Annotated in this window: 21 protein-coding genes and 1 tRNA gene; 18 read left to right on the plus strand and 4 right to left on the minus strand. The window is 71.1% G+C overall.

The genetic code is table 11. The features are described from left to right. Nucleotides 1-37: 37 nt before the first annotated feature. From galU to AC07EJ_RS14765, 7 genes are all read left to right on the plus strand, one after another. A complete protein-coding gene (galU, locus tag AC07EJ_RS14735) occupies nucleotides 38-940 on the plus strand; it encodes a UTP--glucose-1-phosphate uridylyltransferase GalU (RefSeq protein WP_393583682.1) in 903 nt (300 codons plus the stop codon). Nucleotides 941-944: 4 nt separating this feature from the next. Further along, nucleotides 945-2,294, plus strand: coding sequence for a molybdotransferase-like divisome protein Glp (gene glp, locus AC07EJ_RS14740; RefSeq protein WP_389477760.1), 1,350 nt, complete (start codon nucleotides 945-947; stop codon nucleotides 2,292-2,294). Nucleotides 2,295-2,377: 83 nt separating this feature from the next. Continuing rightward, nucleotides 2,378-2,872 carry a cyclic pyranopterin monophosphate synthase MoaC gene (gene moaC / locus AC07EJ_RS14745; RefSeq protein ID WP_389477758.1) on the plus strand — a complete coding sequence of 165 codons (495 nt, stop codon included), beginning with the start codon at nucleotides 2,378-2,380 and terminating at the stop codon, nucleotides 2,870-2,872. Continuing rightward, on the plus strand, nucleotides 2,869-3,369 hold the full coding sequence (locus AC07EJ_RS14750; protein WP_383881428.1) for a MogA/MoaB family molybdenum cofactor biosynthesis protein: 501 nt from the start codon (nucleotides 2,869-2,871) through the stop codon (nucleotides 3,367-3,369). Before moaC ends, AC07EJ_RS14750 begins: the two co-directional genes overlap by 4 nt. Next, nucleotides 3,366-4,037, plus strand: a complete 672-nt coding sequence (locus tag AC07EJ_RS14755) for a GNAT family N-acetyltransferase (protein ID WP_393583746.1) — start codon at nucleotides 3,366-3,368, stop codon at nucleotides 4,035-4,037. Before AC07EJ_RS14750 ends, AC07EJ_RS14755 begins: the two co-directional genes overlap by 4 nt. A 171-nt stretch (nucleotides 4,038-4,208) precedes the next feature. Next, nucleotides 4,209-5,615 (plus strand): divisome protein SepX/GlpR, encoded by a 1,407-nt coding sequence (gene sepX, locus AC07EJ_RS14760; protein WP_478884347.1) that lies wholly within the window; start codon nucleotides 4,209-4,211, stop codon nucleotides 5,613-5,615. 86 nt (nucleotides 5,616-5,701) lie between these two features. Next, a tRNA-Ala gene (locus AC07EJ_RS14765) sits at nucleotides 5,702-5,775 on the plus strand. A 93-nt stretch (nucleotides 5,776-5,868) separates the two neighbouring features. On the opposite strand, the gene AC07EJ_RS14770 is transcribed toward AC07EJ_RS14765, so the two are convergent. Next, nucleotides 5,869-6,366, minus strand: coding sequence for a GNAT family N-acetyltransferase (locus tag AC07EJ_RS14770; protein WP_389477754.1), 498 nt, complete (start codon nucleotides 6,364-6,366; stop codon nucleotides 5,869-5,871). Between the two features lie 90 nt (nucleotides 6,367-6,456). Between AC07EJ_RS14770 and AC07EJ_RS14775 the strand changes: the two genes are divergently transcribed. After that, nucleotides 6,457-7,257 carry an exodeoxyribonuclease III gene (locus AC07EJ_RS14775; RefSeq protein WP_389477751.1) on the plus strand — a complete coding sequence of 267 codons (801 nt, stop codon included), beginning with the start codon at nucleotides 6,457-6,459 and terminating at the stop codon, nucleotides 7,255-7,257. 146 nt (nucleotides 7,258-7,403) lie between these two features. Further along, nucleotides 7,404-8,414: a DUF6528 family protein gene (locus AC07EJ_RS14780; RefSeq protein ID WP_478884348.1), complete on the plus strand. Its 1,011-nt coding sequence runs from the start codon at nucleotides 7,404-7,406 to the stop codon at nucleotides 8,412-8,414. A gap of 12 nt (nucleotides 8,415-8,426) precedes the next feature. Here the strand turns inward: AC07EJ_RS14780 and AC07EJ_RS14785 are convergent, their stop codons facing one another. Then, complete coding sequence (locus tag AC07EJ_RS14785; protein ID WP_389478077.1) at nucleotides 8,427-9,053, minus strand: MerR family transcriptional regulator; 627 nt, start codon at nucleotides 9,051-9,053, stop codon at nucleotides 8,427-8,429. A 193-nt stretch (nucleotides 9,054-9,246) separates the two neighbouring features. On the opposite strand from AC07EJ_RS14785, the gene AC07EJ_RS14790 reads away from it, so the two are divergent. The 4 genes from AC07EJ_RS14790 to AC07EJ_RS14805 all read left to right on the plus strand — a co-directional run bounded on the left by AC07EJ_RS14790 (nucleotide 9,247) and on the right by AC07EJ_RS14805 (nucleotide 13,060). Then, the gene (locus AC07EJ_RS14790) at nucleotides 9,247-10,800 is read left to right on the plus strand and encodes a flavin-containing monooxygenase (RefSeq protein ID WP_389477747.1); all 1,554 of its coding nucleotides are present in this window, start codon (nucleotides 9,247-9,249) and stop codon (nucleotides 10,798-10,800) included. Beyond that, nucleotides 10,797-11,810, plus strand: a complete 1,014-nt coding sequence (locus tag AC07EJ_RS14795; RefSeq protein ID WP_478884349.1) for an alpha/beta fold hydrolase — start codon at nucleotides 10,797-10,799, stop codon at nucleotides 11,808-11,810. The genes AC07EJ_RS14790 and AC07EJ_RS14795 overlap by 4 nt, the downstream gene beginning before the upstream one ends. Then, complete coding sequence (locus tag AC07EJ_RS14800; RefSeq protein WP_389477743.1) at nucleotides 11,807-12,682, plus strand: SDR family oxidoreductase; 876 nt, start codon at nucleotides 11,807-11,809, stop codon at nucleotides 12,680-12,682. The genes AC07EJ_RS14795 and AC07EJ_RS14800 overlap by 4 nt, the downstream gene beginning before the upstream one ends. Nucleotides 12,683-12,817: 135 nt before the next feature. Beyond that, nucleotides 12,818-13,060: a hypothetical protein gene (locus tag AC07EJ_RS14805; RefSeq protein ID WP_393583692.1), complete on the plus strand. Its 243-nt coding sequence runs from the start codon at nucleotides 12,818-12,820 to the stop codon at nucleotides 13,058-13,060. A gap of 147 nt (nucleotides 13,061-13,207) precedes the next feature. On the opposite strand, the gene AC07EJ_RS14810 is transcribed toward AC07EJ_RS14805, so the two are convergent. Further along, nucleotides 13,208-16,585 carry a S41 family peptidase gene (locus AC07EJ_RS14810; protein ID WP_478884350.1) on the minus strand — a complete coding sequence of 1,126 codons (3,378 nt, stop codon included), beginning with the start codon at nucleotides 16,583-16,585 and terminating at the stop codon, nucleotides 13,208-13,210. 176 nt (nucleotides 16,586-16,761) lie between these two features. Between AC07EJ_RS14810 and AC07EJ_RS14815 the strand changes: the two genes are divergently transcribed. Both AC07EJ_RS14815 and AC07EJ_RS14820 read left to right on the plus strand, forming a co-directional pair. Continuing rightward, nucleotides 16,762-17,352 carry a TetR/AcrR family transcriptional regulator gene (locus AC07EJ_RS14815; RefSeq protein ID WP_389477736.1) on the plus strand — a complete coding sequence of 197 codons (591 nt, stop codon included), beginning with the start codon at nucleotides 16,762-16,764 and terminating at the stop codon, nucleotides 17,350-17,352. A 105-nt stretch (nucleotides 17,353-17,457) separates the two neighbouring features. Further along, entirely contained in the window at nucleotides 17,458-19,665 is a 2,208-nt protein-coding gene (locus tag AC07EJ_RS14820; protein ID WP_389477734.1) for an MMPL family transporter, read from the plus strand. Nucleotides 19,666-19,701: 36 nt separating this feature from the next. On the opposite strand, the gene AC07EJ_RS14825 is transcribed toward AC07EJ_RS14820, so the two are convergent. Then, a complete protein-coding gene (locus tag AC07EJ_RS14825) occupies nucleotides 19,702-20,031 on the minus strand; it encodes an SsgA family sporulation/cell division regulator (protein WP_389477732.1) in 330 nt (109 codons plus the stop codon). Nucleotides 20,032-20,235: 204 nt separating this feature from the next. On the opposite strand from AC07EJ_RS14825, the gene AC07EJ_RS14830 reads away from it, so the two are divergent. From AC07EJ_RS14830 to AC07EJ_RS14840, 3 genes are read left to right on the plus strand one after another with little or no spacing between them, the layout of a single operon-like run. Then, entirely contained in the window at nucleotides 20,236-21,285 is a 1,050-nt protein-coding gene (locus tag AC07EJ_RS14830) for an energy-coupling factor ABC transporter permease (protein WP_389477729.1), read from the plus strand. 1 nt (nucleotide 21,286) lies between these two features. After that, on the plus strand, nucleotides 21,287-22,048 hold the full coding sequence (cbiQ, locus tag AC07EJ_RS14835) for a cobalt ECF transporter T component CbiQ (RefSeq protein WP_100596131.1): 762 nt from the start codon (nucleotides 21,287-21,289) through the stop codon (nucleotides 22,046-22,048). Then, entirely contained in the window at nucleotides 22,036-22,809 is a 774-nt protein-coding gene (locus AC07EJ_RS14840) for an energy-coupling factor ABC transporter ATP-binding protein (RefSeq protein WP_389477726.1), read from the plus strand. The genes cbiQ and AC07EJ_RS14840 overlap by 13 nt, the downstream gene beginning before the upstream one ends. Nucleotides 22,810-22,853 lie beyond the last annotated feature (44 nt).

A 22,853-nucleotide genomic window follows, 5' to 3' on the forward strand; every position in this document is an offset into this window, starting at 1 on the left:
AATCTTCCGCCCAGACGCTACGGATATGGTTCACCGCATGACTGAGTCGCACCCCAGGATCAGCAAGGCTGTCATCCCCGCCGCGGGCCTCGGCACCCGGTTCCTGCCGGCCACCAAGGCAACGCCCAAGGAGATGCTGCCGGTCGTCGACAAGCCGGCGATCCAGTACGTCGTCGAGGAGGCCGCGGCTGCCGGTCTCGACGACGTACTCATGATCACGGGCCGCAACAAGCGGCCTCTGGAGGACCACTTCGACCGCAATTACGAGCTCGAGTCGGCTCTCCAGAAGAAGGGCGACGCCGGCCGTCTCGCCAAGGTCCAGGAGTCCAGCGACCTCGCGACCATGCACTACGTCCGCCAGGGCGACCCCAAGGGCCTCGGCCACGCCGTCCTGTGCGCGGCCCCGCACGTCGGCCAGGAGCCCTTCGCGGTCCTCCTCGGCGACGACCTGATCGACCCGCGCGACCCCCTGCTCGCCCGCATGATCGAGGTCCAGGAGCAGCGCGGCGGCAGTGTCATCGCGCTCATGGAGGTCGAGCCCTCGCAGATCCACCTCTACGGCTGCGCGGCAGTCGAGGCGACCGAGGACGGCGACGTCGTCAAGGTCACCGGCCTGGTCGAGAAGCCCGACCCCGCCGACGCCCCGTCGAACTACGCGATCATCGGCCGCTACGTCCTCGACCCCGCGATCTTCGAGATACTCCGCCGGACCGAGCCGGGCCGCGGCGGCGAGATCCAGCTGACCGACGCGCTCCAGCAGCTCGCCGACGACGAGAAGGCCGGCGGCCCCGTCCACGGCGTCGTCTTCAAGGGCCGCCGCTATGACACCGGGGACCGCGGCGACTATCTGCGTGCCATTGTCAGACTCGCATGCGAACGTGAGGACCTGGGCCCGGACTTCCGGACCTGGCTTCGCAGTTACGTCACCGAGGAGATGTAGCACCTTGAGCAGCACGACCACGCACGTCACCGGTCAGGAGCACGTCTGGTCGGTGGCGGAGCACCTGGAGGACATCCTCGCCACGGTCCGCCCCCTGGAGCCCATCGAGCTCCAGCTCCTCGACGCACAGGGCTGCGTCCTCGTCGAGGACATCTCGGTACCCCTCTCGCTGCCCCCCTTCGACAACAGCTCGATGGACGGGTACGCGGTCAGGGCCGCCGACGTGGCAGGCGCGAGCGAGGACTTCCCCGCGGTGCTCACGGTCGTGGGGGACGTAGCCGCCGGCCAGGCCGGGCTGGTCCGCGTGGGGCCCGGCCAGGCCGCCCGCATCATGACCGGCGCCCCGCTCCCGCCCGGCGCCGAGGCCGTCGTCCCCGTGGAGTGGACCGACGGCGGCCTGGGCGAGGGCCCGGTCTCCGGGATGCGCGCCCACAGCGCTGCCCCCGAGGGCGCCTCCGGCGAAGTCCGTGTGCACCGCCCTGCCGAGGCACGCGCGCATGTGCGCGCCAAGGGCAGCGACGTCAAGGCGGGCGATCGCGCGCTGGAGGCCGGCACCGTCCTCGGCCCGCCGCAGATCGCCCTGCTCGCCGCGATCGGCCGCGGCACCGTACGCGTACGCCCGCGCCCGCGCGTGGTCGTCATGTCCACCGGCAGCGAACTGGTCCAGCCCGGCGAGGAGTTGGCCGAGGGGCAGATCTACGACTCCAACAGCTTCGCCCTCACCGCCGCCGCCCGCGACGCCGGAGCGATCGCCTACCGCGTCGGCGCGGTCGCCGACGACGCGGAGACACTGCGCTCCGCCATCGAGGACCAGCTGATCCGCGCCGACCTCATCGTCACCACGGGCGGCGTCAGCGTCGGCGCGTACGACGTCGTGAAGGAGGCGCTGACCTCCGTCGGCGACTCCGAGGACGAGACCGGCATCGGGGCCGGCAGCGGCGTCGAGTTCCGCAAGCTCGCCATGCAGCCCGGCAAGCCCCAGGGCTTCGGCACCATCGGCCCCGAGCACACCCCGCTCCTCGCCCTGCCGGGCAACCCCGTCTCCTCGTACGTCTCCTTCGAGCTGTTCGTACGCCCCGCGGTGCGCACCCTCATGGGCCTGCCCGCCCCGGACGTCCACCGGCCGTCGGCCCGCGCCGTCCTGAAGTCGGCCAAGGCGCTCAGCTCGCCCGCCGGACGACGCCAGTTCCTGCGCGGGACGTACGACGCCGAGGCCGGGACCGTCACCCCTGTGGGGGGCTCCGGATCCCACCTCGTCGCCGCGCTCGCCCACGCGGACGCGCTGATCGTCCTGCCCGAGAAGACCACGTCGGCCGAGCCCGGCGCGGAAGTGGACGTGGTCCTCCTCGGCTGAGCCCGCCGTCCGCGCGATACCGTGTCGCGCACAACGGGCCGCGCGCAGCACCGCGGCCCTCGGACCGGGAGCGTCACAGCACCATGAGCAGTTCGCAGGACCGACTGACGCACATCGACGAGGCGGGCGCGGCCCGCATGGTCGACGTGTCCGCCAAGGACGTGACCGCGCGCACCGCTCGTGCCAGCGGCCGCGTCCTCGTATCGCCCCGCGTGGTGGAGCTGCTGCGCGGCGAGGGAGTGCCCAAGGGGGACGCTCTCGCCACGGCGCGCATCGCCGGAATCATGGGGGCCAAGCGCACCCCCGACCTGATCCCGCTCTGCCACCCGCTGTCGGTGTCCGGAGTGAAACTGGACCTGTCGGTCGCCGACGACGCCGTCGAGATCCTCGCCACGGTGAAGACCACGGACCGCACCGGCGTCGAGATGGAGGCCCTGACGGCCGTCTCGGTGGCCGCTCTCACGGTGATCGACATGGTGAAGGCCGTGGACAAGGGCGCCGTCATCACGGACGTACGCGTCGAGGAGAAGACGGGCGGCAAGTCGGGCCACTGGTCCCGTCCGGAGGCCGGGGAATGAGCCCCTACCGCGCACTCGTCGTCACCGCCTCCAACCGCGCCGCCGCCGGGGTCTACGCCGACACCGGCGGCCCCCGGATCGTGCAGGGCCTCGAAGCCCTCGGCTTCCAGGCCGACGGGCCGCGGGTCGTCCCCGACGGAGACCCGGTGGCCGAGGCGCTGCGGGCCGGTGTCGACGCCGGATACGACGTCATCCTCACCACCGGCGGCACCGGCATCTCGCCCACCGACCGGACCCCCGAGGCGACCCGAAGCGTGCTCGACCACGAGGTGCCGGGCATCCCCGAGGCCATCCGCGCGTTCGGACGGGAGAAGGTGCCCACGGCAGCGCTCTCCCGGGGCCTCGCCGGTGTCGCGGGACGGACCCTGATCGTGAACCTGCCGGGGTCGTCCGGCGGCGTCAAGGACGGCCTCGCCGTACTCGGCCCCCTGCTGACCCACGCCGTCGACCAGCTGCGCGGCGGCGACCACCCCAGACCCGATGGGGGTGCGAGCTGAACAGCCCATCCTGGCCGGTCGAGCTGACGGACGGTGACGTCTGTCTGCGCCCGATAAAGCTGCGCGACCAGCGGGTCTGGCGCGAGGTCAACCGCCGCAACCGCGACTGGCTGCGCCCCTGGGAAGCGACCATCCCGCCGCCCACGCCCAGTGGCCCCATCGCCCACCGTCCGACGTACCGTCAGATGGTGCGCCATCTGCGCGCCGAGGCGAGCGCGGGCCGCATGCTGCCCTTCGTCATCGAGTACCAGGGGCGCCTGGTCGGGCAGTTGACGGTGGCGGGGATCACCTGGGGCTCGATGTGTTCGGGTCATGTCGGCTACTGGGTCGACGAGTCGGTGGCCGGGCGCGGAGTGATGCCGACGGCCGTGGCGCTCGCGGTCGACCACTGCTTCCGCACCGTGGGCCTGCACCGCATCGAGGTCTGCATTCGCCCGGAGAACGTGCCGAGCCGCCGGGTCGTCGAAAAACTCGGATTCCGTGACGAAGGGCTGCGGCCCCGCTATCTCCACATCGACGGCGGCTGGCGCGACCATCTCGTCTTCGCGCTCACCGCGGAGGAGGTCCCAGAAGGCCTCCTGAACCGCTGGCGTCGCAAGCGGGGTGGCAACACCGCTGGTCCGGGTGGTCCGAACACCGCGGATCGGCCCGGGACATCGCCTAAATAAAATAAGTGTTCGAAATCGATCGGAGATCGTCCACTGCGGGCATTAAATTCGCTCGGCGGGCGGCGCGTTGATGCCTCAGTCGGAAAAAAAGCTCGAAATATCAGCCAGATCGTGCGACACACCGGCTCAATTGGCGGATGGCCTCACGCAAACCCCTCTACCGTGTGAGGCGTGAGCAGCAGCGGCCTCATCTACGCAGTCATCGTCGGGGCCTGGGCCGCCTACTTGGTGCCGATGTGGCTCCGTAGGCAGGACGAGCTGAACGAGGCCCGTCCGACGGAACGCTTCAGCACCGCCATCCGGCTGCTGTCCGGACGGGCGGGCATGGAGCGCCGATACGCCAAGGACCTGCAGGCGCGCTCGCCCGAAGGGGAGGAGCAGCGCAGCGACCCGTCCGTCCCGGACGCGTCCACCGACTCGGTGGACGTCCGGGCCTTCGCCGCGCCTCCGGTCAGCGGGGAGCGCAGGAACGAGAACCGGGACGCCCGTCACGAGCGGCGCCCCGGAATCGAACCCCACCCCGAGTCCCGGCCCAGGACCTCGCCCGCCCGGCAGACCTCCGACCGTCAGGTCTCCGCCCGGACCCCCCACGGACAGCCGGCGCACGACCGGCCGAACCGCGACCGGCCCGCCGGCGACCCGCACACGAACGGCAGGTCGGCAACCGGACGCCCGGTCCCCGACCGCCAGCCGTCGGACCGTCAGGCGCCCGACCGTCAGCCGTCCGACCGGTCCACGTCCGACCGGTCCACCCCCGAGCGCTCCGCGTCCGAGCGGCAGGCCGCCTCGGCGGACGCCGCCGCCCGCGCCCGCCGCACCAAGGTGCTCGCCCGCAGGCGCCGTACGACCGTCATGCTCTTCCTCGCCTTCACGGCCGGCGCGGTCGTCGCCGCCGTCGGCGGGCTCGCGTTCCTGTGGGCGCCCGCGGTGCCCGCCGTGCTGCTCAGCTCGTACATCTTCTATCTGCGGGCCCAGGAGCGGCATCGCTTCGCGTACACGATGGACCGGCGTCAGGCCGAGGTCGCGGCGCAGCGCCTGCGCGAGCGGCAGCCCCGCAGGCGTCAGCCCGCCGCGGGCCGGACCGCCGCGGAGGAGGCCGAAGAGGGGCCTGCGCCAGAGGTGGAGACCGACCCCGGTCTCGAAGCGCTCGCGGCCGACCGGCGCGCGCTCGTCGAGCAGACCGACCACGCCGAGTGGGTCGACCAGCAGCGCGAGCGGCAGCGCGGCCCCGGCCGCGGCGACAGCTGGGACCCGGTCCCGGTGCCGCTGCCGACGTACGTGACCGCTCCGGTCGCCCCGCGCGCCACGGGCAACGTCGACCTCGGCGCCCCCGACGCGTGGAGCTCGGCCCGCTCCAGCACGGCCGGTACGGCAGGTGCGGCCCAGCAGGAGCCGGACGGGCATGCCGGCGAGGAGCCGGGAGCGGCGTCCGGGGAGTGCGACGGCGCGGACGACATCGGGGGCGAGCGCAGTGACGCCCGCCGGGCCGCCTCCGCGCGCCGCTCGCGCGAGCGCGGCCGCACCCCGCTCTTCGACCAGTACGACGACGGCGGCCGCCCCCGCGCGGCCAACGAGTGAGGCCCGTCCGGGACCACCCTGGCTGACCAGCCAGGACCGGATTTCCGAGCACCCGGATCGGGATGCTAGAGTTTCACTCGTTGCAAGGGCCTGTGGCGCAGTCTGGTAGCGCACCTCGTTCGCATCGAGGGGGTCTGGGGTTCAAATCCCCACAGGTCCACCGCAATTAAGAGCCCCACCGGATTCGTCCGGTGGGGCTCTTGCCTTTCCTGTTCACTCGCTTCCCCTGGCGCCTCCCGCGATGTTGCGCGCGTCACAGGGCCTTGGCGAAGCAGCGGCTCAGCTCCTCGAAGCGGTAGTAGCCGAACTTGGTGCAGGGCGTGTAGCCGCTCGACGCGTAGAGAGCGATGGCCTCCGGCTGCTTGAGGCCCGTCTCCAGGACCATGCGGGAACGACCGGCGGCGCGGGCGTCGTCCTCCAGGGCCGCGAGTATGCGCCGGGCCAGACCGAGCCCCCGCGCCTCGGGTGTGACGTACATCCTCTTCAGCTCGGCGTCGCCGTCCGAATATCCCTCGTCGTTCCGCTCCTGGGCGCGCCAGCCGCCGGTGGCGAGCGGGGTGTCCCCGTCGTCGTACGCGATCAGGTAGAGGCCGCTCGGGGCGTCGAACATCGTCGGGTCGAGCGGGGTGGCGTCGCCGTCGTCGCCGTAGCGCTCGACGTATTCGAGCTGGACGCGGTCGTTCAGCTTGATCGCGTCGGGGTGTCCGAAGGAGACACGTCGGAGGGTGGGCGTCGTGGGCTGAATAGTCATGCTGAGTATCGTATCTCTATGCTTAGGGGTGAGGTTGCTCGTTCTGGCGGATGCGGCAGTTCCTTTCAAGTGTGCCGGTATCGTGCCGGGGTGCTGACTGTGACGAGTGTCAACGTGAACGGACTGCGGGCCGCCGCCAAGAAGGGTTTCGTGGAGTGGCTGGCCGGGACCTCCGCGGATGTCCTGTGCCTCCAGGAGGTGCGGGCCGAGCCGGAGCAGCTGCCCGGCGAAGTGCGCGAACCCGAGGGATGGCATGTCGTGCACGCCCCCGCCGCCGCGAAGGGGCGGGCCGGTGTGTCGCTCTACACACGCCGCGAGCCGGAGCGCGTGCAGGTCGGCTTCGGGTCCGCGGAGTTCGACGGGAGCGGGCGGTACGTGGAGGTGGACCTCCCCGGTGTCGTCGTCGCCAGCCTCTATCTGCCCTCCGGCGAGGTCGGGACCGAGCGGCAGGACGAGAAGATCCGCTTCATGGACGAGTTCCTGGTCTATCTCAAGGGCCTGCGGGAGCGGGCCGCCGCAGAGGGCCGCGAGGTGCTCGTGTGTGGCGACTGGAACATCGCCCACCGCGAGGCCGACCTCAAGAACTGGAAGTCCAACAAGAAGAACTCCGGCTTCCTCCCCGAGGAGCGCGACTGGCTCGGACGGGTCCTCGACGAGGCCGACGGCGGCTACGTCGACGTGATCCGCTCCCTGCACCCCGACGAGGAGGGCCCGTACTCGTGGTGGTCGTACCGGGGGCGGGCTTTCGACAATGATTCAGGGTGGAGGATCGACTACCACCTCTCGACGCCGGGGCTCGCCGCGCGGGCGGTCAAGGGGTTCGTCGAGCGGGCCGCCACGCATGACGAGCGGTGGTCGGACCATGCGCCGGTGACCGTCGTCTACGAGTAGGCCCCTGAGGCGCGAGCGGGCCTGCTGCGTCACAAAGTCCGGTACGGGGCTGTCCCCGTGTCCGCGTGGCGTGGCAGATTCTGGCGCGTACATGGCGAGCGATCGATCGATCAAGTGGTCAACCGGCAGTCGTACGGGGGGACTTCATGGCCGCTCTTCCTTCCAGGCGAGGTGTGCTGCTCGGGGCTGCCGGGGCCGGGATCGCGGCGGTGGTGTCGCCGGGGGTGGCGTATGCGGCGCCCTCGGGGACTCCCGCGGTCATGGTCACCGAGCAGGCGAGCAAGCGGATTCTGGTTCTTGATCCGCAGCGGGCGGTCTGGGATCCGGTCGCCGATCCGGGCTCCGTGCGGTGGGAGTTCTCGCCCGTGGGCGACCCGCGGTACCGGGATCTCGTGCCGGGCGACAGCTGGGTGTATCCCGCCGAGGCGAAGGTCCGGGTGCATCGCGGGCGGACGTATCTGCTGACCACGGCGTCCTTCGGGTTCGCGGCCGTCGTCGCGTATCCGTCGGGCCGGCGGTACTGGGGCGCCGCGCTCGGGCCCGGCGACGATCTCTTCAACCCGCACAGCATCGAGATCCTGCCGGACGGCAATGTGGCCGTCGCGTGCAGTACGGGCGCGCTGGTGCGGCTCTACGCGGCGTCGCTCGGGCCGCACTCGGAGCGGTTCGCCGAAGTGACGCTGAAGGGCGCGCACGGGCTGCACTGGGACGGCCGGCGTGAGGTCCTGTGGGCGCTCGGCGATGACGAGCTGGTCGCGTACCGGGTGGGCGGCAGCCGGGTGCGGCCCGCGCTGACGAGGCTCTCGTCGGTGGGGCTGCCGGTCGCCAAGCCGGGGAAGTCGCCCGGCGGACACGACCTCTTTCCGGTGGCGGGGCGTCCGGGGCGGCTGTGGGTGACCACGAGCGCCTCCGTGTTCCAGTACGACATCGGGGGCGGGGTCTTCGTGCAGGACTTCGCCGGTGCGGCCGAGATCGCGAGGCCCGGGGTGAAGGCGATCGGGAACGATCCGCGGACCGGGCAGGCGCTCAGCACCGTGCCGGAGAGCGGCCTCGGTGAGACGTGGTGGACGACGAAGGTGAGCGTGCACCGGCCGCCGGCCTCGCACACGCTCGTCAACGGCGGTATTTACAAGGCGCGTTGGTGGCTGCCGAGGTAGGTGGAGGGCTGCCTACTCTTCCGGCTTCTTCGCCAGGGTGCGGTCCAGGGCCAGGGACAGCTCCGCCTCGACCACGCTCTTGGCGAGCGGGCGCAGGCGCTGGAGGTCCTGTTCCGTGGCGTGCGAGAGGACCAGGTCGGTGAAGAGTTCGGCCAGGTCCTCCGCGTGGGCGCGGACGCGTTTGGCGGCCTTGAGGACGTCGGCGAGAGGGACGCCCTCGCGGACCAGGGCGGCCGACACGTCGAGCAGGCGCCGGCTGACGTGCACGATCTCCTCGCCGTCGACGCCGACGTAGCCGAGGTCCATCGCGGCTTCGAGGTTGTCCGGGGTGACCTGTCCCGCGAAGTAGTCGGCCAGTTCCTCGGGGGTGAGGCGGACCGGGGTCTCCTCGGACGGTTCGCCGAGGCCGAGGAGTTCGCCGACGTCGCGGCCGCGGTCGAAGGCCTCGGAGAGTTCGGCGATGCCGCTGAGGGTGTGGCCGCGTTCCAGGAGGGCGGCGATGGTGCGCAGGCGGGCCAGGTGGCTCTCGTCGTACCAAGCGATGCGGCCCTCGCGGCGCGGGGGCGGGATCAGCTTGCGTTCGCGGTAGAAGCGCAGGGTGCGCACGGTGATGCCGGCCTCCCGTGCGAGCTCCTCCATGCGGAACTCCCGGGTGCCGGGGCCTTTCGCCTTCGCCGCTTCCTGCGCCACTTCCTTCGCCACGTGAGAACCCTATGTTGTACCGCCGGTAACTTTGGTGGTCCCGACCCCTACCCATCAGTACGCACCTGCTCTACTGTCCCCATTGCGCCAGTGTTCACTGGCAGGGTCGTGCGGTTAGGGAGGCGCCGGGATGACCGAGCACGAGCATGAGCACGTACGGGTGGCGGTGATCGGGTCCGGGTTCGGCGGGCTCGGGGCCGCGGTCCGGCTGCGGCGCGAAGGCATCACCGACTTCGTGATTCTGGAGCGGGCGGGCGCCGTGGGCGGCACCTGGCGCGACAACAGCTACCCGGGGTGCGCGTGCGACGTGCCCTCTCACCTGTACTCCTTCTCGTTCGCGCCCAACCCCGACTGGCCGCGCACCTTCTCCGGCCAGGAGCGCATCCGGGACTACCTGGAGGGCGTCGCCGACACCTTCCGGCTGCGCCCGCACATCCGCTTCGACCACGAGGTGAAGCAGGCGCGCTGGGACACCGAGAAGCTGTGGTGGGTGGTCGAGACGTCACAGGGGACGCTCACCGCCGACGTCGTCGTCTCGGCGACCGGACCGCTGTCCGACCCGAAGATGCCGGACATCAAGGGCCTCGACGCCTTTCCCGGCAAGGTCTTCCACTCGGCGCGCTGGGACCACGACTACGACCTGCGCGGCAAGCGCGTCGCCGTGATCGGCACCGGCGCCTCGGCCATCCAGATCGTGCCGGCCATCCAGCGGGACGTCGCGAAGCTGACGCTCTTCCAGCGCACCCCGCCGTGGGTCATGCCGCGCGTCGACCGCGCCATCACGGGCGCCGAGCGCTGGCTGCACCGCCAGCTGCCGTTCACCACGCAGGCCCGCCGCGGTCTGCTGTGGGGCATCCGGGAGCTCCAGGTGCAGGCGTTCACGAAGCGGCCGGGCGAGCTGGGCCTGGTCGAGCAGCTCGCCAAGCGCAACATCCACCGGTCGATCAAGGACCCGGCCCTGCGCGCCAAGCTCACCCCGAACTACCGCATCGGCTGCAAGCGCATCCTGCTGTCCAACGCCTACTACCCGGCGCTCGCGCAGCCGAATGTCGACGTCGTGGCCTCCGGGCTCAGCGAGATCCGGGGCTCGACGCTGGTCGCGACCGACGGGAGCGAGGTGGAGGTCGACGCGATCGTCTTCAGCACCGGCTTCCACGTCACGGACATGCCGATCGCCGACCGGGTCGTGGGCGCCGAGGGGCACTCGCTCATGGAGTCCTGGAAGGACGGCATGAAGGCGCTGCGCGGCGCGACGGCGGCCGGGTTCCCGAACTTCATGACGGTCATCGGGCCCAACACCGGCCTCGGCAACTCCTCGATGATCCTGATGATCGAGTCCCAGCTGAACTATCTGGCCGACTACGTACGTCAGTTGGACGTGCTCGGCGGCCGCGTCGCCCTCGACCCGCGCGCGTCGGCGGTGAACGCCTGGAACCGCCGCGTGCAGGACCGGATGGAGCGCACCGTGTGGAGCTCCGGCGGCTGCAGCAGCTGGTACCTCGACGAGAGCGGCGTGAACACCACGCTGTGGCCGGGCACGACGACCGAGTTCCGGTCCGCCACGCGCCGGGTCGATCTCGGCGAGTACGAGGTGGTCAGGGCGCCGGCGGCGAAGCCGGCCGCGGTACCCGCGGCACGTACGAAGAAGGGCCGGGGCGGCAAGGTGGAGGCGGGAGCGGCATGAGCCGGTTGATGCATGTGACGAGCGGGCCCTACGCGCCGCCCGTCGCCGCGAAGGAACTGACCGCGGTCTCGGCCGACGGCGCCACACTGCACGTCGAGGTGCACGGAACCGTCGACAATGCCGCGGCACCCACCGTGGTGCTCGCCCACGGGTGGACGTGCTCGACCGCGTTCTGGGCCGCGCAGATACGTTCCCTTGCCGCCGACCACCGGGTCGTCGCGTACGACCAGCGCGGCCATGGGCGCAGTCCGGCGGCGCAGGCCCCGTACTCGACACAGATGCTCGCCGACGACCTGGAGGCCGTGCTCGGCGCGACGCTCGCGCCGGGTGAGAAGGCCGTGCTCGTCGGGCACTCCATGGGCGGCATGACGATGATGGCCGCGTCGCAGCGGGCGAAGTTCCGTGAGCACGCGGCCGCGGTACTGCTGTGCAGCACGGGCAGTTCGCACCTCGTCGCCGAGTCGACCGTGCTGCCGCTGAGGCCCGGCCGGCTGCGGACCCGGATCACGACGGCCGTGCTCGGCGCGCGGGCGCCGCTCGGGCCCGTCACGCCGCTCGGCAAGAAGGTCCTGCGCTACGCGACCATGGGCCCGGGGTCGTCGCCGGACAAGGTCGAGGCCTGCGCCCGCATCGTGCACGCCTGCCCCACCAAGGTGCGCCACCACTGGTCGCACGTCCTCGCCGAGCTCGAACTCGACGAGGGAGTGGCCGAGTTGCGGGTGCCCACGGCGGTCATCGCGGGCACGGCCGACCGGCTCACGCCCGTCGTGCACGCGCGGCGCCTGGCGGCGACGCTGCCGGAGTGCGTGGGGCTCACCGAACTCACCGGGCTCGGGCACATGACGCCCGTCGAAGCGCCCGACGTGGTCACCGAGCGCATCCGCGAACTGGCCGAGTACGTCACGAAGGGCGAGGCGAACGGCGAGACGAGCGACGTCACGAGCGACGTCACGAACGGTGAGACGAACGGCGAGACGAACGACGAGTTGAAGGGAGCGGCATCCGCATGAGCAGGGTCAGTCTCGAAGGTCAGGTAGCGGTCGTCACGGGTGCCGCGCGCGGCGTGGGCGAGCTGCTCGCGCGCAAGCTGGCGGCGCGCGGCGCCAAGATCGCGCTGGTCGGTCTGGAGCCGGACGAGCTGAAGGCCGTCTCCGAACGCCTCGACACCGACAGCGACTTCTGGCACGCCGACGTCACCGACCATGTGGCGATGGCGCAGGTCGCCGAGGAGGTCAAGCAGCGCTTCGGCAAGGTCGACATCGTCGTCGCGAACGCGGGCGTCGCCAACGGCGGCCCGTTCCTCGACTCCGACCCGGTCGCCTGGCGCCGCGTCATCGAGGTCAACCTGATCGGCTCCGCGGTCACGGCGCGGGCGTTCCTGCCGGTGCTCATGGAGAGCCGCGGGTACCTGCTCCAGATAGCGTCGCTCGCCGCGATCACGCCGGCGCCCATGATGACCGCGTACTGCGCGTCGAAGTCGGGCGTGGAGGCGTACGCGCACAGCCTGCGCGCCGAGGTCGGCTACAAGGGCGTACGGGTCGGCGTCGGGTACCTGTCGTGGACCGACACCGACATGGTGCGCGGCGCCGACCAGGACGACGTGATGCGCGAGCTGCGGCAGCGGCTGCCGTGGCCGTCGAACAAGACGTATCCGCTGGGCCCGGCCGTGGACCGGATCGTCGCGGGCATCGAGCGGCGCTCCAGCCATGTGTACGCGCAGTGGTGGCTGCGGGGCATGCAGGGCGTCCGCGGCTATCTGCCCGCGGTCATCGGGGCGGTCGGGCAGCGCGAGATGCGGCGGTTCGAGCCGCGCCTGAAGAGCGTCTCGACGGGGCTCGTCGGGGCGGGGGGCGCCGCCGACGAGTCCGTACGGGGGCGCTGACGCTTCCTGTACGGCGCTGACCTGCGGTTTCGGGAGACAGGCACGGTCCGTTATTGATCGAAATGCGCGCCCTGTCCTGGCGTGTAAGTCTGGTCGAGCCCGACCCCAACTCACCCAATACGGGAGTGAAATCGCATGGGCATGAAGGACCAGTTCCAGGACAAGGCCGACAAGCTCGCCGACCAGGCCAAGAAGAAGATCGGCGAAGGCAAGGGCCAGGCGAGCGAGCGCTCCTCGCAGACCCAGGACGACCTGCGACGTGAGCGTGGCTCGCAGACCCAGGACGACCTGCGACGTGAGCGTGGCTCGCAGTCCTCGGAGACCGAGCGGCGGCGGCAGGAAGCGCAGGACAAGTTCGACCAGGACTACGACGCGTGACGCTGCGCTGAGCTGAGCTAGCGGACGAGGGTCACCCGGGACGCCGGGTGGCCCTCGTTTTTGTGCGTGGGATTGGCCCTTGTCTGTCGTGGCCCGGCACCTGGGGGAGGGCGGGCTGTGCCCACCCTCCCCCAGGTGCCGGGCCCGTCAGCGTGGCGGGAGTTCGGGGCGGGCGTGGTTCGGGGTGTTGGTGTAGTCCGGGGGGGTTTTGGCCGGGGAGGCGACCAGGAGGTCCAGGGCGAGGTAGACCGCGTCGTCGAGTTGGCGGTGGCGGCCCTCCGCCCAGTCCAGGGGGGTGCGCAGGACCTCGATGTCCGGTTCCACGCCCTTGTTCTCGACGGACCAGCCGTACTCGGGGAACCAGGCCGCGTTCATCGGGACCGTGATGACCGTGCCGTCGCCGAGCGTGTGGCGGCCCGTCATGCCGACGACGCCGCCCCAGGTGCGCTGGCCCACGACGGGGCCGAGCCCGAGGAGCTTGAACGCCGCGGTGATCATGTCACCGTCGGACGAGGTCGCCTCGTCGGCCAGGGCGACGACCGGACCGCGCGGGGCGTTCGACGCGTACGAGACGGGCTGCGCGTCGCGGGTCAGGTCCCAGCCGAGGATCTTGCGGGTGAGTTTCTCGATGACCAGCTCGCTGATGTGGCCGCCCGCGTTGCCGCGTACGTCGACGATCAGGGCGGGCCGGGAGACCTCCATGCGCACGTCACGGTTGAACTGTGCCCAGCCGGAGCCGCCCATGTCGGGGATGTGCAGATAGCCGCAATGGCCGCCGCTCAGCTCCCGTACGACCGCGCGGCGCTTGGCCACCCAGTCCTGGTAGCGCAGCGGACGCTCGTCGACGAGAGGGACGACCGCGACGCGGCGGGGGCGGCCTCCGCCCTCGGCGGGCCGGAACGTCAGCTCCACCGTCGTGCCGCCCGCGCCGGCGAGCAGCGGGAACGGGCCGGCGACCGGGTCGACCGGGCGCCCGTCGACATGCGTGAGCACCGCGCCCTCGCGGATGCCGCTGCCGGCCAGCGGGGAGCGCGCCTTGGAGTCGGAGGAGTCGCCGGGCAGGATACGCACGAGCTGCCAGCCCTCCTCGCGGTGCACGAAGTTGGCGCCGAGGAGACCCTGGGCGCGCTGGTAGTGGGGCGGGCCCTCGTTGCGGCGGGCGGCGGAGACGTAGGCGTGCGAGGTGCAGAGTTCGCCGAGCACCTCGCGCAGCAGGTCGGCGAACTCGTCGGGGGACGCGACCCGTTCGACGAGCGGCCGGTACTGGGCGAGGACCGCGTCCCAGTCGACGTGGCACATCTTCGGGTCCCAGTAGTAGGCGCGGATGATCCGGCCGGCCTCTTCGTACGCCTGGCGCCACTCGGCCGCCGGCTCCACCTCGTGCAGGATGCGGCGCAGGTCGATCCAGACGGTGGTGTCGCTGTCGCCGACCTCGGTGGAGGGGACGGCCCGCAGGTCGCCCTCGTCGACGACGACCAGGCGGGTGCCGTCGCCGCTGACCGCGAACCAGTCGAGGTGGGTGACGAGTTCGGTCTTCTTGCCCTTGCTGAGGTTGAAGTGTTCCAGGGTGGGGCGGCCCGAGGTGTCGGCCGGGTTCACGAACGTCTCGCCGAGCGCGCCGGAGATCGGCCAGCGCAGCCAGACGAGGCCGCCGCCCGAGACGGGATGGAGCGCCGAGTATTTGGAGGCCGAGACGGGGAACGGGACGACGCGGTTCGCCAGGCCCTCGATCTCCACGGACGGTGCCCCGTCGGCCCCCGAGTCCTCGGTCGGGTCGAGCCCGCCGGCAGCCGTGCGCCCGTGGGGTGACAGGGCGAACGGGGAGGGTGTCGCGGACGACAGCGGTACGAGGTAGGGGCGGCAGCCGAGCGGGAAGGACAGGTCGCCGGTGTGCACGTCGTAGACGGGGTCGAAGCCGCGCCAGGAGAGGAAGGCGAGATAGCGGCCGTCGCGCGTGAAGACCGGATTCTCGTCCTCGAAGCGGCCGTTGGTGACGTCGACGATCGTGCGGTCCTTGATCCGGGCCATCTTGATCTGCCGCAGGGAGCGGCCGATGCCGGGGTGGGACCAGGTGAGCCAGGCGCCGTCCGGCGAGAAGGCCAGGTCGCGCACGGGCCCGTTGATCGACCGGATCAGCTCGGTGACCTCGCCGCCGGTCCGTTCCGCTTTCCCTTCCGCTCCCCCTTCTCCCCCTTCTCTCCCTTCTGCTCCTTCTCCCTCCTCCCTTTCGTCCTCCCCTTCCTCCTCCCCTTCCTCCTCCCTTTCGTCCTCTCCTTCGTTCGCCCCGTCCTCCTCGATCGTGTCGATGAGGAGGAGGCGGCCGTCGTGCGACGCGATGGCGAGGCGCTCGCCGTCCGGGTCGCTGACCATTTCGAGGACCCGCCCGAGCTCCCCCGACGCGAGGCGGCGCGGCTCGCGGTCACCGCTCGCGCGTGGCAGGTACGAGATCTCGACCGCGTCCTCGCCCTCCGCGTCGGTGACGTACGCGACCTGCCCCCCGGAGCCGAGCATCTCCGGCTGCCTGACCCGCACGCCGGGGGTGTCCGCGATGGTCCGGGCGGGGCCGTCGCGGTGGGTGAGCCAGTACAGGCTGCCGCGGACGACGACGGCGCTGGCCCGGCCCGTCTCGTCGACGGAGAGCCCGTCGACGTGATGGGCGGCCGGCACCTGGTAGGGCCGCCGCCCGACGCGCGGGCCGCCGAGGCGCACGTCCAGCTTGCGCGGCACGGAGTCGGCGGAGAGGTCGTCGATGATCCAGAGGTCGCCGGCGCACTGGTAGACGATCCGGGTCCCGTCGCTGGAGGCGTTGCGGGCGTAGAACGCGTCGTGGTCTGAGTGGCGGCGCAGGTCGGAGCCGTCGGGCAGACAGGAGTACACATTGCCGATGCCCTGGTGGTCGGAGAGGAACGCGATGCGTCCCGCCACGAACATCGGTGCCTCCAGATGCCCGTCCAGGTCGGCGACGAGCTGCTCGCCGTGCAGCCACAGGCGGCCCTGGGCGCCGCCCCGGTACCGCTTCCAGGCGGCCGGCTCGTGCGGGGGAGTGCCGGTCAGGAGCAGCGTCTTGCGCTCGCCGTCGAACTCGGCGACCGCGATGTCGGAGACCGGACCCCAGGGCAGCCTGCCGCCGGGGGAGCCGTCGGTGTGGACGTCGTAGGCCCAGGTGAAGTACGAGAAGGGCTGGCCGTGCGAGGCGACCGCGAGGATGTCGGTCCGCCCGTCCTTGTCGGGCGGTGTCCAGCCGCGGACCTGGGTGTCCGTACTGCCCCAGTAGGTCAGCCGGCGCGCGGGGCCGCCGTCCACCGGCGCGAGATGGATCTCCGGGTCCAGGCTGCGCCAGGTCGTGTACGCGATGTGGCGGCCGTCCGGGGAGAACCGTGGGCTGCTCACCTTGGTCCGGTCGACCGTGACGCGCCAGGCCCGGCCCGGCCGGTCGAGCGGGGCGACCCAGAGGTCGTCCTCGGTCTCGAAGCAGAGCCGGTCCTCGTGCAGATGGGGAAACCGCAGGTACGCGTTGTCGCTCACCTACCCATGCTTTTCCGCTCCACGGGCCCCGGCAACTTGTGGGTTGCCTTGTTTCCGCTCGTGGCTTGTGGCGCAGGACACGTACGAAACGGTTTCGTTTCGTTAAGGGCGGTCGTACAGTAATGCTGTACGAAACGGTTTCGTACAGACCGCCTGACCCGGGACAGGAGTGACCCATGGCTGAAGCCGCGACGACGCGTCGCAGCCGGATCACGCCCGAGCGCGAGGCCGAGCTGTACGGCGCCGTGCTCGAACTGCTTCGCGAGGTCGGTTACGACGCCCTGACCATGGACGCCGTGGCCGCCCGCACCCGGTCGAGCAAGGCCACGCTCTACCGCCAGTGGGGCAGCAAGGCCGAGCTGGTCGTCAGGGCGCTGCGGCACCAGAAGCCGTCGCGTCTGAGCGAGATCGACACCGGGTCGCTGCGTGGCGACTTCCACGAACTGGTCCTCCGCGAGGACGACTGCGAGATGGCCCAGGGATCCGCGCTGATGCGGGGCCTGGCCATGGCGGTCCACGAGAACCCGGACCTCCTGCGCGCCTTTCGCGAGCTGCTGATCGAACCCGAGATGGCGGAGCTGCGGCAGATGCTGGCGCGCGCCGTCGACCGGGGGGAGATCCGCCCGGACAACCCGGCGCTCGACTACGTCCTCCACATGATCGTCGGCGCCTTCACGGCCCGGACCCTGATCGACGAACAGCCACCCACCCAGGCCTTCGTCGCCTCCTACATCGACGCCGTGGTCCTCCCCGCTCTCGGCGCCTGATCCCTCTCCACCCAACACCTGTCACGCCCAAGCTCCTGACGCGACCGCTCACGTCGTCGGGCTGATCCCTCCTGCCCCCATACGACTGACCGGGAGTACGCCCTCGTGGCCACGTTCCTCTACAAACTCGGCAAGCTCGCCTTCCGCCGAAGGCACTTCGTCGCCCTGATCTGGGTGGCGCTGCTCACCCTCGCGGGGGTGGGCGCCGCCTCCGCGCCCACGGCGGCGTCCAGTTCCTTCTCCATCCCGGGCACGGAGGCCCAGAAGGCCTTCGACCTGCTCGACCAGCGCTTCCCGGGCTCCAGTGCCGACGGCGCCACCGCGCGCGTCGTCTTCCAGGCGCCCGACGGCGAGAAGATCACGTCCGCGGCCAACAAGGCCGAGGTCAGCAAGACCGTCGCGGACCTCGGGTCCGGCTCCAAGGAGGTCGCCGCGGCGGCCGACCCGTTCGCCGCGAAGACCGTCAGCAAGGACGGCACGATCGCGTACTCCTCGGTCTCCTACAAGGTCTCCTCGATGGAGCTGAAGGACGCCGACCGGGACGCGCTGCAGAAGACCGTCGACGAGGCGCGGGACTCCGGGCTGACCGTCGAGGTCGGCGGTGACGCGCTGCAGGCCATGCCGGAGACCGGGGCCACCGAGATCATCGGTGTGGCGATCGCCGCCGTCGTCCTCGTGATCACCTTCGGCTCGCTCGTCGCGGCCGGACTTCCGCTGCTCACCGCGCTGATCGGCGTCGGCATCGGCGTCTCGTCGATCACCGCGCTGGCCAACGCGCTCGACCTCGGCACCACCACGTCGACGCTGGCCATGATGATCGGCCTCGCGGTCGGCATCGACTACGCGCTGTTCATCGTCTCCCGCTTCCGCGCCGAGCTGGCCGAGGGCCGCGACCGCGAGGAGGCGGCCGGACGGGCCGTCGGCACCGCGGGATCCGCCGTGGTCTTCGCCGGTCTGACCGTCGTCATCGCGCTCGTCGGGCTCGCCGTCGTCAACATCCCGATGCTCACGAAGATGGGCATCGCCGCCGCCGGCACGGTCGCCATCGCCGTCCTCATCGCGCTCACCCTCATCCCGGCGCTGCTCGGTTACGCGGGCAAGCGCGTGCACGGCCGCAAGGCCCGTAAGGTCCTGGCCGCGGAGAAGAAGCCCGAGCCGAAGACGAACATGGGCACGCGCTGGGCGCGCTTCGTGCTGCGCCGGCCGGTGGCCGTGCTGCTCACCGCGGTGGTCGGGCTCGGCGTGATGGCCGTGCCGGTGTCCTCGCTGGAGCTGGGCCTGCCCGACGACGGGGTCCAGCCCACGGACACCACGCAGCGCAAGGCGTACGACCTGCTCTCCGAGGGCTTCGGGCCCGGTTTCAACGGTCCGCTGGTGGCGGTCGTCGACGTGAAGCACTCGCAGGACCCGAAGGACGCGGTAGCCCGCGTCTCCAAGGACATCGCGGCGACCGACGGCGTCAAGACGGTCACCCCGCCCGCCTTCAACCAGGCCGGTGACACGGCGACGATCACCGTCGTGCCGTCGTTCAAGCCCAGCTCCACGCAGACCGAGGACGTCGTCCACACGATCCGCGACAAGGGCGCGGACATCAAGGCGGACACCCGCGCCGAGGTCCTGGTCACCGGCACCACGGCCATGAACATCGACGTGTCGCAGAAGCTGAACGACGCGCTCGTGCCGTACCTGGCGCTCGTCGTCGGCCTCGCGTTCCTGCTCCTGATGGTGGTCTTCCGGTCGGTCCTGGTCCCGCTGAAGGCGGCGCTCGGCTTCCTGCTCTCGGTGGTCGCCGCGCTCGGCGCCGTCGTCGCGGTCTACCAGTGGGGCTGGCTCGGCTCGCTGTTCGGCGTGGAGCAGACCGGACCGATCATGTCGATGATGCCGATCTTCATGGTGGGTGTGGTCTTCGGCCTCGCGATGGACTACGAGGTCTTCCTCGTGACCCGCATGCGGGAGGCGTACGTCCATGGGGAGCGGCCCGCGCAGGCCATCGTCACCGGCTTCCGGCACGGGGCCCGGGTGGTCACGGCCGCGGCCGTCATCATGATCGCCGTCTTCGCGGGCTTCATCGGCTCCAGCGAGCAGATGGTCAAGATGATCGGCTTCGGGCTCGCCATCGCCGTCTTCTTCGACGCGTTCCTGGTGCGCATGACGATCGTGCCGGCCGTCCTCGCGCTGCTCGGCAAGCGGGCGTGGTGGCTGCCGAAGTGGCTCGACCGGATCCTGCCGAACGTGGACGTCGAGGGCGAGGGCCTCAAGACGGCCTCCGGCGACGACTCCGCGGAGGAGGACCGGGAACTGGCCCGCGTGTGACGGGGGCCAGGCCTTGACCGATAGCTCGACCGGCTCTCAGTGAGCCACCGGGGTGGCGGCCGTGTACGTCCGGCGAAGGAAGCGCACCAGCGCCTTCTTCTCGAACTGCACGACCGCCACCCCTTTCGGTGAGTGGAACTCCATGACGGCCTGGACGCGGCCGCACGGCCACATGTGGACGTCGCCCACAGTGGTCGGGGCGCGCAGCCCCTGTTCCAGGAGTTCGCGGGTGAAGTACCAGTCACCCGATTCGGGGACGGTGAGGTGGACACGTCCGTCGTAGCTCAGGACCGCGGGGACGGCCGGCGTCTCGTCGGGGGAGTCCGTGACGATGTGGGCGGGTGCGTACTGCTCGACGTCAGACATCGCGAACTCCTCATCGTCTTTTTGTCCGTACTGTCATCCAATGTCCCATATAAGTCATATGTCTGCCTATGCGTCCGGGCTTGGATCCGGTCTTAATCGTGCTCTCCGCGCTCTTGCAACCGGTTCGCAACAAGGCACTATCATCGAACGGTCAACCACGCCTGTCGCGAACCTGTCGCGTGCCCCGAAGCGGAGCTTTCACCCATGCATGTCCCCGACGGATTCATCAACGCCCCCGTCTCGGCGGCCGCGGGTGTCGTCGCCGCGGGCGCCGTGGCCGTCAGCCTCCGGGGCGCGCGGCGCGAACTCGACGAGCGGACGGCCCCCCTCGCGGGCCTCGTCGCCGCCTTCATCTTCGCCGTGCAGATGCTGAATTTCCCCGTCGCGGCGGGCACCAGCGGCCACCTCCTCGGCGGCGCGCTGGCCGCGATACTCGTCGGCCCCTATACCGGCGTCCTCTGTGTGTCCGTGGTGCTCCTGATGCAGGGCGTGCTCTTCGCCGACGGCGGCCTGACCGCGCTCGGCGTGAACGTCACCGACATGGCGATCACCACGACCGTCGTCGCCTACCTCGTCTTCCGCGGCCTGGTGAAGGTGCTGCCCCGGGGGCGCCGCTCCATCACCGTCGCCTCCTTCGTCGCGGCGCTGCTGTCCGTACCGGCCGCGGCCGTCGTCTTCACCCTGATCTACGCGATCGGCGGCACCACCGACGTCTCGATCGGCAAGGTCGCGACCGCCATGGTCGGCGTGCACGTCCTCATCGGCATCGGCGAGGCCGTCATCACCGCCCTGACCGTCGGCGCCGTCGTCGCCGTCCGCCCCGACCTCGTGTACGGCGCCCGCGGCCTGCACCGGCCGCTCAAGCTCCGGGTCGGCGGCGAACTCGTCGACGCCCCGGACACCGTGCCCGCACCCGTCGCCGCCCGCTCCCACCGCAAGATCTGGATCACCGGCCTCGTCACCGCTCTCGTCCTCGCCGGCTTCGTCTCCTTCTACGCCTCCGCCAGCCCGGACGGCCTGGAGAAGGTCGCCCACGACAAGGGCATCGACAAGAAGACCGAGAAGCACGCCTCCGACGGCTCGCCTCTGGCCGGTTACGGCGTCAAGGACGTGGGCGACGCCCGGCTCTCCGGCGGCCTCGCCGGCGTGATCGGCGTCGGCGTCACCGTCGTCGCCGGCAGCGGCATCTTCTGGGTGCTGCGCAGGCGCCGTACCGCGGACACCTCCCCGAGCCAGATCACGGAGACCGTCTGACATGGGTGCGGGGCACGCGCACAAGCTCTACCGGCACGGGCACTCGCCCGTGCACGGCCTGCCGCCGCACACCAAGCTCGCCGCCGTCTTCTGCTTCGTCATCGTGGTCGTCTCCACGCCCCGCGAGGCGATGTGGGCCTTCGCCCTGTACGCGGTGCTGCTCGCGGCCGTCGCGTACGCGGCCAGGGTCCCGGCCGCCTTCCTCCTCAAGCGGCTCCTCATCGAGATCCCCTTCGTCGCCTTCGCCGTCCTCATGCCGTTCGTCGCGCAGGGCGAGCGCGTCGACGTCCTCGGGATGTCCCTCAGCGTCAACGGACTGTGGGGCGCCTGGAACGTCCTCGCCAAGGGCACCCTCGGCGTCGCCGCGTCCGTCCTGCTCGCCTCCACGACCGAGCTGCGCGAACTGCTGCTCGGCCTGCAACGGCTCAAGCTGCCGCCGCTCCTCGTCCAGATCGCGTCGTTCATGATCCGCTACGGCGATGTGATCACCGACGAGATGCGCCGCATGAAGATCGCCCGGGAGTCGCGCGGCTTCGAGGCGAGCGGCGTGAAGCACTGGGGCGTCCTCGCCAAGTCCGCGGGCGCCCTCTTCATCCGCTCCTACGAGCGCGGCGAGCGCGTGCATCTGGCCATGGTCAGCCGCGGGTACGCCGGATCGATGCCGGTCATCGACGACGTGAGCGCGTCCCGCACGCAGTGGTCGTACGCCCTCACCCTCCCCTGTGCCGCTCTTGTCGTCTGTCTGCTGGGATGGCTGCTGTGACTGTTTCCCCTGCCCCCACGCCTGCCTCGCTCGAGGTCAGCGGCCTCGCCTACGCCTACCCCGACGGGCACCAGGCCCTCTTCGGCGTCGACCTGACCATCGGCCGCGGTGAGCGCGTCGCCCTGCTCGGGCCCAACGGCGCGGGCAAGACGACCCTCGTGCTGCATCTCAACGGCATCCTCACCGGCGGCGCCGGCACCGTGACCGTCGCTGGGCTGCCCGTCGGCAAGCGGCACATGGCCGAGATCCGGCGCAAGGTCGGCATCGTCTTCCAGGACCCCGACGACCAGCTCTTCATGCCGACCGTCCGCGAGGACGTGGCCTTCGGGCCCGCCGCGGCCGGGGTCAAGGGGCCCGAACTGGAGGCCCGCGTGCACAGGGCCCTGGCCCAGGTCGGCATGGCCGGCTTCGCCGACCGGCCGCCGCACCACCTCTCCTTCGGGCAGCGCCGCCGCGTCGCGGTCGCCACCGTCCTCGTCATGGAGCCCGAGATCCTCGTCCTGGACGAGCCGTCGTCGAACCTCGACCCGGCCTCGCGCCGCGAACTCGCCGACATCCTGCGGACGTTGGACGTGACCGTCCTGATGGTCACGCACGACCTGCCGTACGCGCTCGAACTCTGCCCGCGCTCGGTGATCCTCAGCGAGGGCGTGATCGCGGCCGACGGGACGACCGGCGACCTCCTGGCCGACGAGGACCTCATGCGCGCACACCGCCTGGAGCTCCCCTTCGGCTTCGACCCGAAGTCCGTACGGGTCTGACCGTCCGCTGCGGCCGCAGGAATCACCGGCGGTCGATGGCTGTT

The organism is Streptomyces sp. NPDC045026 (genome assembly GCF_056432625.1).